Source organism: Lysinibacillus sp. F12, assembly GCF_057773605.1.
In genome coordinates this window covers 116,033-128,238 of record NZ_JBYMLP010000002.1, presented here as the reverse complement: position 1 = coordinate 128,238, position 12,206 = coordinate 116,033, and the positions used below count along the sequence as shown (strand labels likewise).

General features: G+C 38.2%; 11 protein-coding genes and 1 pseudogene. 4 read left to right on the top strand and 8 right to left on the bottom strand.

Annotated elements, in window-relative coordinates; genetic code table 11:
* Positions 1-7: 7 nt before the first annotated feature.
* Positions 8-322: pseudogene (locus AC3CH7_RS07690) on the top strand (HAD family hydrolase); the annotation flags it as partial.
* 43 nt (positions 323-365) lie between these two features.
* On the opposite strand, the gene proS reads toward AC3CH7_RS07690, so the two are convergent.
* From proS to AC3CH7_RS07655, 7 genes are all read right to left on the bottom strand, one after another.
* On the bottom strand, positions 366-1,802 hold the full coding sequence (gene proS, locus AC3CH7_RS07685) for a proline--tRNA ligase (RefSeq protein ID WP_036161675.1): 1,437 nt from the start codon (positions 1,800-1,802) through the stop codon (positions 366-368).
* 332 nt (positions 1,803-2,134) lie between these two features.
* The gene (locus AC3CH7_RS07680) at positions 2,135-3,850 is read right to left on the bottom strand and encodes a putative bifunctional diguanylate cyclase/phosphodiesterase (RefSeq protein ID WP_227256846.1); all 1,716 of its coding nucleotides are present in this window, start codon (positions 3,848-3,850) and stop codon (positions 2,135-2,137) included.
* Positions 3,851-4,233: 383 nt separating this feature from the next.
* Positions 4,234-4,404, bottom strand: coding sequence for a hypothetical protein (locus AC3CH7_RS07675; RefSeq protein ID WP_012294474.1), 171 nt, complete (start codon positions 4,402-4,404; stop codon positions 4,234-4,236).
* 203 nt (positions 4,405-4,607) lie between these two features.
* On the bottom strand, positions 4,608-4,757 hold the full coding sequence (locus tag AC3CH7_RS07670; protein ID WP_004230023.1) for a hypothetical protein: 150 nt from the start codon (positions 4,755-4,757) through the stop codon (positions 4,608-4,610).
* A 593-nt stretch (positions 4,758-5,350) separates the two neighbouring features.
* Positions 5,351-5,848, bottom strand: coding sequence for a DinB family protein (locus tag AC3CH7_RS07665; protein WP_036168291.1), 498 nt, complete (start codon positions 5,846-5,848; stop codon positions 5,351-5,353).
* 53 nt (positions 5,849-5,901) lie between these two features.
* The gene (locus tag AC3CH7_RS07660; protein ID WP_036216182.1) at positions 5,902-6,864 is read right to left on the bottom strand and encodes a tyrosine recombinase XerC; all 963 of its coding nucleotides are present in this window, start codon (positions 6,862-6,864) and stop codon (positions 5,902-5,904) included.
* 339 nt (positions 6,865-7,203) lie between these two features.
* Positions 7,204-7,617, bottom strand: a complete 414-nt coding sequence (locus tag AC3CH7_RS07655; protein ID WP_031415882.1) for a hypothetical protein — start codon at positions 7,615-7,617, stop codon at positions 7,204-7,206.
* A 78-nt stretch (positions 7,618-7,695) separates the two neighbouring features.
* Between AC3CH7_RS07655 and AC3CH7_RS07650 the strand changes: the two genes are divergently transcribed.
* The 3 genes from AC3CH7_RS07650 to AC3CH7_RS07640 all read left to right on the top strand — a co-directional run bounded on the left by AC3CH7_RS07650 (position 7,696) and on the right by AC3CH7_RS07640 (position 11,018).
* A complete protein-coding gene (locus tag AC3CH7_RS07650) occupies positions 7,696-9,183 on the top strand; it encodes a circularly permuted type 2 ATP-grasp protein (RefSeq protein ID WP_012294469.1) in 1,488 nt (495 codons plus the stop codon).
* Entirely contained in the window at positions 9,137-10,102 is a 966-nt protein-coding gene (locus tag AC3CH7_RS07645) for an alpha-E domain-containing protein (RefSeq protein ID WP_197149055.1), read from the top strand. Before AC3CH7_RS07650 ends, AC3CH7_RS07645 begins: the two co-directional genes overlap by 47 nt.
* A gap of 61 nt (positions 10,103-10,163) precedes the next feature.
* Positions 10,164-11,018: a transglutaminase family protein gene (locus tag AC3CH7_RS07640; RefSeq protein WP_012294467.1), complete on the top strand. Its 855-nt coding sequence runs from the start codon at positions 10,164-10,166 to the stop codon at positions 11,016-11,018.
* A 52-nt stretch (positions 11,019-11,070) separates the two neighbouring features.
* Here AC3CH7_RS07640 and AC3CH7_RS07635 read toward each other — a convergent pair whose 3' ends face one another.
* A complete protein-coding gene (locus tag AC3CH7_RS07635; protein WP_099805136.1) occupies positions 11,071-11,946 on the bottom strand; it encodes a tyrosine-type recombinase/integrase in 876 nt (291 codons plus the stop codon).
* Positions 11,947-12,206 lie beyond the last annotated feature (260 nt).

Sequence of the window (12,206 nt, the reverse complement as noted above, 5' to 3'; positions counted from 1 at the left end):
TAACATCGGCTCCGTAGAAAGACAAAAAGCTAAAATATCCTATACGAATTTAGACCGCTATTTTGATACGGTCATTATTTCTGAGGAAGTAGGATGGAGTAAGCCAGATGGACGGATCTTTGAAATTGCCTTAAAAAGACTTAATGTAAAACCAGAGAATACTCTTTTCATTGGGGATGACTTAGTAAAGGATATTGGTGGGTGTCAACAGGCACATATAAAGGGCATATGGTTTAATCCATCCATGCGCAAAAATGACACGGATATTCAGCCATATGCCGAGATTCATTCGTTGGAGCATGTATTCAATTTCTTCACATAGAAGAACAAAACCCCTGAGTTTTCGTTCAGGGGTTAGTGTACTATTAATATGCTTGGGCAAACCAAACCGTATGTTTTGCTTCATTTCCACAGCAAATACAAGTCGTTTTTATTGTTGGCGGATTGAATGGAATATTGCGAGTTGTGTATTTTGTTTCTTCCTTCACTTTTTCCTCACATACATCCTTCCCACACCATCCAGCAAGTACCCAGCCCGGAATAGAGCCGTTTTCTTTAGCTGTTTCAATGTGCTGCTGTAATTGTGGCAGTGTATCAATCGTAGAATGTGTATTTTCGTTTCGGAATTGACGAGCCTTTTCTAGTAAACGTGCTTGCATGGTCGTCAATTCTTCCTCAATAGCTGCCACAACAGTTGCTAATTCAATCGTTTGTTTTTCGTCCTCATCACGCGCTTTCAATAATGCTTGATTGTTTTCAAGATCTCGTGGTCCCAATTCAATACGAACAGGCACTCCTTTTAGTTCCCATTCATTGAATTTAAAGCCTGGCGATTGGTCTGAATCATCAAGTCGCACGCGAATCCCCTTCGCTTTTAAAGCCGCAAAAATTGCATCCAGCTGCTCCATAATTTGAGGATTCTTTTTCCATGGTCCTACTGGAATTAACACTACTTGGGTTGGAGCAATTCGAGGCGGTAAAATTAGTCCTTGCTCGTCACCGTGTACCATAATGACTGAACCAATTAAACGTGTAGATGTCCCCCAAGATGTTGTGTGGACATATTCGTGCTGATTCGCTTTATTTAAATATTTTATGTTAAAGGCTTCCGCAAATTTTGTTCCTAAATAATGGGACGTACCTGCTTGCACAGCCTTCCCATTTTTCATCATCGCCTCAATTGAATACGTATCGACAGCTCCTGCAAAACGTTCAGATGGCGTTTTTTGTCCATCATAGACTGGAATTGCTAGAACTTGTTCCACCACTTCTTTATAAATGTCTAGCATTTGCATCGTTTCTTTACGTGCATCTTCCTCATCTATATGGGCCGTATGCCCTTCCTGCCAAAGGAATTCTGAGGTACGAATGAAAGGCAATGTTTTCTTTTCCCATCGGAAGACATTTGCCCATTGATTAATGAGAACAGGTAGGTCACGGTAGCTTTTAATCCAATTTGAATAAAGGTGACCAATCATCGTCTCAGATGTTGGACGAAGTGCTAAGCGTTCTTCTAATTTTTCACCTGCTGCTTCTGTCACCCAAGGAAGCTCAGGTGAGAATCCTTCAATATGATCCTTTTCCTTTTGGAAGAAGGATTCAGGAATTAACATAGGAAAATACGCATTACGATGGCCTGTGTCTTTAAAACGACGGTCCATTTCCTCCTGTATATGCTCCCAAATTTCGTAGCCATCTGGTTTAAAGGCGATGCAGCCACGAACGGGCGTATAATCCATTAAATCTGCTTTTTGAATGGTTTCGATATACCATTTTGAAAAATCTTCTAGTTGTTTTGACATCGTACTTACCTCCATTTTTTTAAGTATTCGATTTCCTGAATTAAAAAAGCACAAAGCTGTCCTTGTATAAAGGACGTCTTTGTGCTGGAATGACGTGGTACCACCTTGAATTTAGCTTTAAGCTAAGCTTAAAACCCTCTAGCGTTTAGTAACGAAAACGACTCGGTTATGTTTTCATAACTTCTCCGTGGTAGGTGTTCAGTAAAGAAGCGGTGATATAGCTCTCAGCAAATGCTATATTTTCTGTTTCACTATTCTAACTTACTTGGCCACATCATCAAATTGTCATGTATATTATCTTTCACTTTAGCAAAATCATTCATAAATAGCAATTAATAACTGGAGCTATTAGTGAACGACTGGACAATAACATTTGTAAAATCCTCGACAGAAAGAGGCTTGCTAAAATAATAGCCCTGCACATACTCGCAGCCATGCTCGCGAAGTACGTTTAATTCAGCCTCCTCCTCAACACCTTCAGCAACTACTTGTAGGTTGAGCGCATGAGCTAAAGAAATCATCGCCGAAATCATCGCGATGCCTGATTTTTCAGGAACGATATCACGCACGAAAGCACGATCAATTTTAAGTACATCCACAGGGAATTTTTTTAAGTAATTTAGTGAAGAATAGCCTGTCCCGAAATCATCTAAGGAGATCGTAATCCCAAGAGCTCTCAATTGATTAATTGTATTAATTAGATCTTCTGTATAATCGAGCATGCTCATTTCGGTAATTTCAATTTCTAATAATTGAGGGTCAATGCCTGTTTCTGCAATAACATCCTTCACCATCTCTACAAAGCCAGAAGTACTAATATGAATGGGTGAAATATTAACTGCTACACGTAATCTGAGATTATGGGATTCATTCCAAAGTTTAGCCTGTGCACTGGCTTTACCTAGCACCCATACCCCAATATCATTAATGAGTCCACATTCTTCAGCAAATGGAATAAATCGATCTGGCGGAATATGCCCTAATTCGGGATCATACCAGCGCAATAAAGCCTCCATACCAATAATTGTGTCTGTTTTTAAATCGATTTTGGGCTGATAATGTAATTCTAAAAGATCGTTTTTTAAAGCTTGATGTAATTTTGTTTCTAGTAAAAGCCATTTATCGTTCGCTTCATCCATATTGTCACGGTAAAGGCGATATTGATTTCCTCGCGTAGATTTAGCAGCATACATGGCAATATCAGCATTTTTCAGTAATTCTTCTACCGTGTTTGCGTGATCTGGGAAAATACTAATGCCAATACTAATACTCGCATAAAATTCATAGTTATCTACGACAAAGCTTTCATTAAAGACACCTATTATTTCCTTGGCCATTTCCTCTATACGATTCACATCATTTAAAATCATGACAAATTCATCACTATTGTGACGATAAAAAGAATTAGAGGTATAATCAATATTTCTCAAACGATTCGACATTTCCACTAAAAACATATCACCGATAATATGACCAAGTCCATCGTTAATGTGTTTAAAACGATTCACATCAATGAAAAATAACGCAAATTTTTCTCCTGAACGTCGAGATTGATGGAATTCATTTTCTAAACGCTGTTCTAATTTACGACGATTTGGTAGCCCTGTTAATTCATCGTGATAGGCTATGTGGGTAATTTTTTTAATATCCTTTTGCGCTGTAATATCGACGCGTATAGCGATATACTGATAGGGCTTTCCCCGCTCATCAAGGAATGGGAAAATAGTAGTCTTCACCCAATATAAACTGCCATCTTTCGCACGATTGCAAACCTCGCCATTCCACATATCACCATTTCCAATTGTTCTCCACATCTCTCTAAAGAAAGATTTAGGATGATAGCCTGAGTTCAGTAAACGGTGATCTTGGCCTACTAATTCTTCACGCGTATACTTCGAAATTTTACAAAAATGATCATTAACAAAAGTAATTTTTCCGGTACGATCTGTAATTGCCACAATAATGGAACTATTCATAGCGGAAAAAATATCTTGCAATTCTTTAAGACTGTAGTTCATTTGATTACTACTAGGCGTGATATTCATCATTCTCATTCTCCATTCATTAAAATATGAAGGGTTTGGTACTTTTGCTTTATTTTACAGCGAGGTATAAAGTTGTGGTATATCGCCCTTTTTTCTGTAATTATATTATAGTCTTAGAAAAGCAGTTAATTCAACCCAAATATGCAATCATTCACAGGAAGGTTGGAATAGTTTTTGATATAAAATACAAATATTAGTTATTATTAACTCAAAAACATTGTCTAATTTTAAGGTTTTTAAATACTTTTGTACTATTGATAGTATTTTCCTTAGGCTATTTCTCTATTAAATACAAAAAACTAATAACGTATAAATTGTTCAGAATTTAAAATTGATTAGACAAAAATGCCTTACTGTCACTTATGAGCAGTAAGGCATTTTAATAGTTAGGAGACCTCATATTCTATTGATCCTCCAGATGTTTTAGCATGCTCATTATAAGCATTTAACTGCTCTTGCGATAAATTTAATATATAATAGTGAAAATTAATGGGCTCTAATCCATGCTCCTCGCATATATGTCGATAAAATTCATAGCCTTCTCGATAATCAGTCATCTTTAATTCTTCCTTTCATTTGAGCTACTTTTCCTGGAACTATAACTGTATTTTATTTTGATAATCTATCTACATCTCTACTTTAGAAATCAATGAATGTTCTGAAATTAGCTTCAAAAAGATGAAAGCCCAGTCCATTTTACTTAGTATGGCTGGGCTTTTCATAAAATATTCGTGTCGGCTTCCATCATAACCATATCCTTTTAAATTCCTAATTGCTTCGCTTGCATATTATAGGCAGAAAGCTGCTGCTGTGATAGCTGTAATACATAATAGCGGAAAGAAATTGGTTCTAGCCCATAACGCTCACACATTTCACAATAAAATTCATACCCATCTCGATACTTTGACATGAAAAGTTCCTCCTTGGTTCAATCTGTTTTATAACAGTTGTTTTTATTTTTATTTAATATATAACAGATTATGAGGAACGTCAAGTATTTATGATAGAAAAAAATCGCCACAAGCTTGCATCGCTTTGCGCTTATGAACGTAGTGTTTCCAAAATAAGGCGTGTTTTACGGTATTCAATGGTAAAATAACGATGCCTTCTAAACCTTTTGATTACGGGAGATAAACACTTTGAAGAAGAAATCATTTTAATATTAGGCTTTGAAAAGATAGCCAATACACCTACACTCGCAGCGCCTCTAGCTATTGGAGTTTTTGTCCATGATGAATTTATAAAGAAGGATGTACATCCTCTAATGGACCGCAACTATCTTTGCGTTCCCGATTCGCACTGGCATCACTTGTTGGATACTGACCCCCTCATGGAACCCTATAGCCATGGGAGTGTGCTTTTTTCTGAGTATGTGGACAGTACAGCTAAAGCCATTTACACTGACATAAATGGAAAAGAATGATTAATGATAAACACGCAAAAAATTACCCATCTATCTGCTTAAAGGATAGATGGGTTTTCACATCAATATGGAGTCTGTTGTCAGTTATTTTTTATTTCCTGAATTTGTTGAATATGCCGTTGTTCATGAAGATAAATCTGCTCAATCCATTGATCTAGTGGACATTCACCAAGAGCCGGATGCTTCATTGTACGCTTGGTTAAAGCATCCGCATCCTCAATGGTATCTAAAAATCCCAGGAAGTCCGCTCTTGTGGTTGCTAACAATTCCAGCATCCTTTGAACCTGGAAGGGCTCTTCCGAAGGTTCCACTATGTTTGGTGCTTGAATTTTTCGTGTACGGTCTAACAGCAGTCGCATATCCTTTCGTTCAGGAGCCAATTGTTCTTGGGATGTTAAGCCCCAAGTAATAGCCTTCTTAGTGGCTTCCTCTACTAAAATAAGATGATGACAGATTTGTGCTATACTCCAACTTTGTGCATCTGGCTTGCTATTAAATTCTGCATCACTTAAAAGGTTAATCTCCTGAAGTAATTGCTCTCTTGTAGCATCAAATTGATTCTTTGCTAATAATAGCATACGCTACCCCCTTTATTCGTTATACCATTATATTCGACAGAGATGGCTGTAAATCATCTTTCCTGCACCATATTAAATGGATTGTTTTCTAAAACCTGCTGTAGCTGCTCATCCTCAATATGTGTATAAATTTGAGTGGTTGCTACACTTGAATGCCCTAAAATATGCTGCAAGCTTCTAATATCAGCACCAGCTTTATACATCATTGTTGCAGAAGTATGGCGCAGCTTATGTGGTGTAAGCCGCTCCTTTTGAAGACCTGATTGCTGATTAATACGTTTCACGATTTTGGCAACCGTTTGACGCGTAAAACGTGTTCCCTTTTGTGAAACAAAAAGAGGCTCATCTCCGTTCCCTTTATACGGTGTTTTCCCACTATTTTCATAGTCTGCTAGTGCCTGCATACAGCTATCATTCAAATAGACAGTTCGCTCCTTATTACCCTTCCCGACCACAGTTAAATGACGTCCCTGTATCGATGTAATATTGAGCTGGCATAGCTCCGTCACACGAATTCCTAAGTTTAAGAAAAACATCATCATACAGTAATTTCTTGGTGACGCCTGATTGACTGGTATGCCATCTATAAATTGTGTAGCTTCTTGAAAATTCATATAGATAGGTCTTTTTCGACCAATTTTCGGCGATTCTAATTCCTCTGCTGGGTTTTCCTCAATAAGTCGCCGTTTGCCTTTTAAATATTTGAAAAAGGATTTTAATGTCGCCACCTTACGTGCTCTTGAAGCTGCAGAATTACCACGCTGTACCTCACAGTATTCCATAAAGTAATAAAGGTCCTCCAATGTAATCTCTCGAATTTCTTCTATTGAAATAGTGGCAATATCAATTGCTGCTAAATTTTCTATATTCAGATCCTCCTGAACAGCTGTATGGAAACGGAAAAATAAAGACAAATCATATTCGTATTCTTTTCTTGTGCGCTGGGACTTTCCTTTGATAGTCGTTAAATAAACAAGAAAGTCCTTCATGATTTTTGGTAGTTTTGTTTTTTGCATTCCAATCACCTCTATTTGCTCTATTTTACCATAAAAAACGTTCCCAAATATAAATTTGGGAACTTTATCTGGACAAATAGGTCATTTTCCTATTATTAAGAACATACATTCGGTGTATACAAATAAAAAAAGATCCCCTTTTTTTAAAGGGAATCCTTTGACTAAATAAGAAAAGAATTGTGACAGTTACTGGTTTTTAGGTATAAAGTTGACGTTCGATGAATATTAAAATCTAGTATACTTCTATTGGTTTGTGAGGCGACTCGAAAATTAGAAAGGTGGGTAACTACCCATGTCGATTCGTCTCACAACACGCATGGGATTATTTGGATAAATTGACTATTTTACAAAAACCGAGTACTTCTCATCACCTTGTTTTGTAAGTGACCAGTTCGTCGATAACATTTGCTGTAGTTTTGTGACCGTTTCCTCATCACACATCAAATGTTGGATACCATTTTCTAAAAGTTGGTAATCTACCCCTTCTTCAAGATTAAAGCGTAGATGCAATAAACGTTGGATGCCAGGCAATGTTACATACTTAATTCGATAATGGCCATGTAACGCATCTAAGAACTCTTGTTCGCCATCCTGGAAAAGTGCCATTGTTTCACTAAATTCATAGTTTGGGACTTGTTCCTGCCAAGCTGATACATCCCCCGCCCGTAAAGCACGCAAAATCTCTTCGTCTGAATAATTTAATTTAGATAGTTTATCAAGTTCATAAGCTTGCATTAGATTAATGATTGTCATGAATGTTAGCTCCTTTTATGTATTTACTCACAGTGTACCATGTTTTTATTACTACTCAAATTCGGAGGGATTCATAGGATGAATTTATATGATTCTAGTCTGTTTTTCGATGAAATGTTTGATGGCAATCAACCGAAGCCCCATTATCGATCTTTTCATCATAAGCTATCCATTTTTTCTCAGGAGCAACTTGAAGAGAAATATCGGCAAGCACAAGCAAGCTTTCTCAGACAAGGAATTACTTTTACTGTCTATGGTGCACAAGGTGGAACCGAAAGGACCATGCCCTTTGATTGTGTCCCTATCATTATTCCTCAAACACAGTGGGCAATTATTGAGGTAGGCGTCAAGCAACGTGTGGAAGCGCTGAACTTATTTTTACAAGATGTGTATGATGAACAAAGAATCATTCGTGATGGCTATATTCCTAGACAGTTGGTAGAAAATAATCCATATTTCTCACCAATCATGCATGGACTTAAGGTACCAATTGCTAATCATATATTTTTAGCAGGTATTGATTTAATACGGGATGAGAATGGTGAATATTTCGTGCTGGAAGATAATTTACGGAATCCTTCTGGCATTTCTTATGTTTTTGAAAACCGTGACGTCATGAAGGAGGTGTATCCTGAATTTTTCTCTAAGCATACTATTTTATCTCTGGATAAGCAGATGGCTAACATGAAAAAAGCACTGCTTGCTCATCGTCCACCTACTATGGAGGAAGGACGAGAACCAAAAGCGGTGCTGCTAACAGCAGGTATGTACAACTCAGCCTATTATGATCACGTATTTTTAGCTCAGCATTTAACGATTCAACTAGTAGAGGGCCGCGATTTGGTCGTACAGGATTTGAAGGTTTATATGAAAACCATTTACGGTTTACAACAAATCGATATTATTTATCGCCGGATTGATGATGATTTTTTAGATCCGATTGCATTTCGTGAGGACTCTTTGTTAGGTGTCCCTCATTTAATGGCAGTTTACCAAGCTGGCAATGTGGCCATTTTAAATGCTGTTGGCAATGGCGTGGCAGATGATAAGGCGATGTATGCCTATGTACCTGATATGATTCGCTATTACCTTCAAGAAGAGCCTATATTACCGAATGTGAAAACCTATCATTTAGAAGATGAGCAACAGCGAGCATGGGTATTAGAGCATATTCAGGAGCTAGTCATTAAAAATGTAAGTGCCTCCGGGGGCTATGATATGCTCATTGGTCCCCATGCAAGTGAGGAAGAAATCGCTCTGTTTAAGGGAAAAATAATGAAGCATCCATGCCAATATATTGCTCAACCAACCATAAAATTGTCCAGAGCACCAGCCTTTCAAAATGGGCGGTTTTATCCTTGCCATGTGGATTTACGTGTGTTTGCCATGAAGGGTGAGGATTGTTATGTATTGCCAGGTGGATTATCACGAGTGGCCTTACAAGAAGGTTCACTTGTGGTCAATTCATCGCAGGGCGGCGGTGCTAAGGACACATGGATTTTAAAGGAGGAGGTGCAGCATGCTGAGTCGAGTAGCCGACGCGTTATACTGGATGGCACGGTATAGTGAACGCACACAAACCAATACACATATATTACAGGTACAGCTGTTGAATATGTTGGAGCAATCTGGGCAAGAACATGATTATATTGATCATTGGGAGGCTGTTTTAAATATTTGTGCCTCGAAGGAGGAGTATTTAGCCAATTATACAGCATTACGTGTTAATCCATTAATTGATTATCTATTGTTTTCCGAGAAAAATGGCAACGCCCTCCTTGCTACCTTACGTGCCATTCGAGAAAATGCCCGAGTGACAAGAGATCGTCTACCTGCGGAGCTATGGGAAATACAAAATGCCTTTTATTTAACGAAGCAGCAGGACATACTAACAATGGATCGACCTATCCCGTTAATTGATCTTCAAGCTTTTTTACAGGAAGTGCGGAAGACATTGTGGATGGTGACTGGACTGGTCGAGGGCACAATGGATCGCGATCTCCCCTTTTATTTCATGGAAATTGGGAAATGGCTGGAAAGAGCAGAAAAAACGATGCGGATGTCGTTAATTATTCTCGAGCAACAGAAAATAACAGGCCAATCCCTTCATGAGATGGATGGTACATTTTTATTAGAGCTTGCTGCCGCAAAAGAATCCTTTTTGCAGAAGCATCGCCAAACAAATTTATTATTGGGCATTCGATATTTATGGCAGGATGAACATGTTCCTTGCTCGGTCATGTTTTGTCTGAAGAAATTAGAAGAAGCTTTCCAGTCCATCGAGCATGATCCTTTATCACCAAAATGTTTAACGCTCCATTCGACCATCAAAAGCTTTGTTTTAGCATTCAATCATCTTGATTTTTGGACAATGAGCGTCGAGGAAGCCATTACAATCATGGAGGAAAGATTGAGTCAATGGATTGCCTTTAGCGAAACATTCTCGACAATCTATCATTTATATGAACCCAGCGTACAACCTTGAAAGGAATCCATCACAGCTCCCTTTCAACAGGCAAGTCAGTAAGCAGAAGGAAGCGGACACGATGAAATTTGAAATTCAACATACAAATATTTTTCAATATGAGTCTGAAGTCGACCAAAGTTTAAATACGATTCGCTTAAAGCCACGCAGTGATGAGCGTCAACGGCTATTATCCTATCGAATTGCAATTACTCCATCCTCTCTTACCCGTGAGCATACGGATATTTGGGGAAATACAGTAGGTTCATTTTATATCCCGGAGCAGCATCAAGTACTAGAAATTCATACATCGTCGATTGTCAGTATCCAGCGTGCGCCATTTATTCATCGTATTCAATATTCACCCGAAATGCAGACTATTTTTCACTCACAGCTATTTTATGAACATTATCTTCCCTATTTAAAAGCAACTCATTTTACGTATATGACAGAGCAACAGCTGGAGGAGGTTTTTCATGCGATAGGCCATGCTGAAAATCCTGTGCTCTTTTCGCTTAATTTAATGCAATACTTATACTCTAGTTTTGAATACGACCCGTCAGCAACAGATGTAAGTACAACAGCTAGTGAGGCATTTGCCCTAAAGCGTGGAGTATGCCAGGATTTCACTCATGTTATGCTGGGTGTATTACGCTCTAAAGGAATTCCTGCACGCTATGTTAGTGGTTATTTATATGTCGATGAAAATTCAGCTCTCGTCGGCGATAGTGCAACACATGCTTGGGTAGAAGTCATGATACCTGGTATTGGCTGGATTGGTCTGGATCCTACCAATAACGTGGAAGTATTAGAAAACCATATTATTTTGTGTATTGGCCGAGATTATAGTGATATAAGCCCTGTTGAAGGGGTTTATTCAGGAGGCAAGCATGATTTAACCGTAAAAGTAAGTGTCAAAGCATTGAATCATTTATAAGCATTATTGACACGTGCAGGATTGGCGAGAACACGCAATTCCTGCACGTTTTTTATTCAAAGCGCTGTTGTCTTTCTGTTAGTACCCATTTGCGAACATAGCCCATTTCTTGCTGAATATGTTCCAATGTTTTCTCTTGTTGAAACGCCCTTTGCATAACAGTATAACGCAAATCGGTGGCTCTGACGTTTTTCCCAATATCCTTGGACATCGTTTGAAAAATACGTTCCACTGTCTTCGTTGTAATCGGCTTTGTCAGGCTTGCCTCGCTCACCCACACCCATTCCCCCATTTCCTTGTCATGCATGGTTTCTGTTTCTTCCTGATAATGCGCTAGCATGTCCATAAGTATGGGCGAACACTTTACCTCGCGGCGTCCATTTCGATTCGCAATATAAAGAGTTGATTTTTCCTTTTGGAAATGCGACCACTTCATTCGTACAAGCTCAGCTGGCTTACACCCTGTCTCCATCAAAACCTGCACAATACAACCATTGCGTCTCGCCAGCCATGCATGCTCTGCTGTTTTTGCATATTGAAAATAAATAGGCCAAACATTAGCCATTTGCCCGATTTGCTTATTTGTAAGTACTTGTAGTGCCTCTTTTTGCCTTTTCCTCGGCTGTAAAATATGTTGATAATCAAAGGGCTCTATCCATTCTCGTAGGAAAATAAAGTCTACAAAGCCCCGCATAGTTGCTATTTTATGATTAAACGTATTGATATTGTGATAGGTTTCCTTTAAATAGTGACCATAGATTTGTAATAACTCTTGAAAGTGGTGATCTACATACAAGTAATTTTTTTCATGGGCAAATGATAAAAAATGCTGCCCGTCCATATTGTATTGCTTCATCGTTGCTGCACTTTTTTTTAATGACTGTAATAGCAAAATATAGCTGTTCCACGCTTCCTTGAGTGTGACCATAGGCTCCCTCCTTGTGTGCTGTGCGTTAGTTAGTTTTATTTTACTATATATGTGGAGCGTATGTTTTTATTTTCTAAATAATATATAGTGTCGGATAATCTGTATTTTAGATTCATACATGCTCCCATCATTCAAGTGCTTCTTGCATCGTAAAGAAACAAATGTTCGACTATTAGTTTCTCACATCTTTTGCTTTCTTACAATAGTAAATTCCATTCCCCTGTTGTAAGACAATTGCTATTTATTCCATCTATTTTTGT

Bases quoted from the DNA above. Each gene is read 5' to 3' on its own strand.
- AC3CH7_RS07640 (WP_012294467.1), top strand. From the start codon at position 10,164: ATGAAATTTGAAATTCAACATACAAATATTTTTCAATATGAGTCTGAA.
- AC3CH7_RS07680 (WP_227256846.1), bottom strand. From the start codon at position 3,850: ATGATGAATATCACGCCTAGTAGTAATCAAATGAACTACAGTCTTAAA.
- AC3CH7_RS07665 (WP_036168291.1), bottom strand. From the start codon at position 5,848: ATGCTATTATTAGCAAAGAATCAATTTGATGCTACAAGAGAGCAATTA.
- proS (WP_036161675.1), bottom strand. From the start codon at position 1,802: ATGTCAAAACAACTAGAAGATTTTTCAAAATGGTATATCGAAACCATT.
- AC3CH7_RS07650 (WP_012294469.1), top strand. From the start codon at position 7,696: ATGAATTTATATGATTCTAGTCTGTTTTTCGATGAAATGTTTGATGGC.
- AC3CH7_RS07670 (WP_004230023.1), bottom strand. From the start codon at position 4,757: ATGTCAAAGTATCGAGATGGGTATGAATTTTATTGTGAAATGTGTGAG.
- AC3CH7_RS07655 (WP_031415882.1), bottom strand. From the start codon at position 7,617: ATGACAATCATTAATCTAATGCAAGCTTATGAACTTGATAAACTATCT.
- AC3CH7_RS07635 (WP_099805136.1), bottom strand. From the start codon at position 11,946: ATGGTCACACTCAAGGAAGCGTGGAACAGCTATATTTTGCTATTACAG.
- AC3CH7_RS07660 (WP_036216182.1), bottom strand. From the start codon at position 6,864: ATGCAAAAAACAAAACTACCAAAAATCATGAAGGACTTTCTTGTTTAT.
- AC3CH7_RS07645 (WP_197149055.1), top strand. From the start codon at position 9,137: ATGCTGAGTCGAGTAGCCGACGCGTTATACTGGATGGCACGGTATAGT.
- AC3CH7_RS07675 (WP_012294474.1), bottom strand. From the start codon at position 4,404: ATGACTGATTATCGAGAAGGCTATGAATTTTATCGACATATATGCGAG.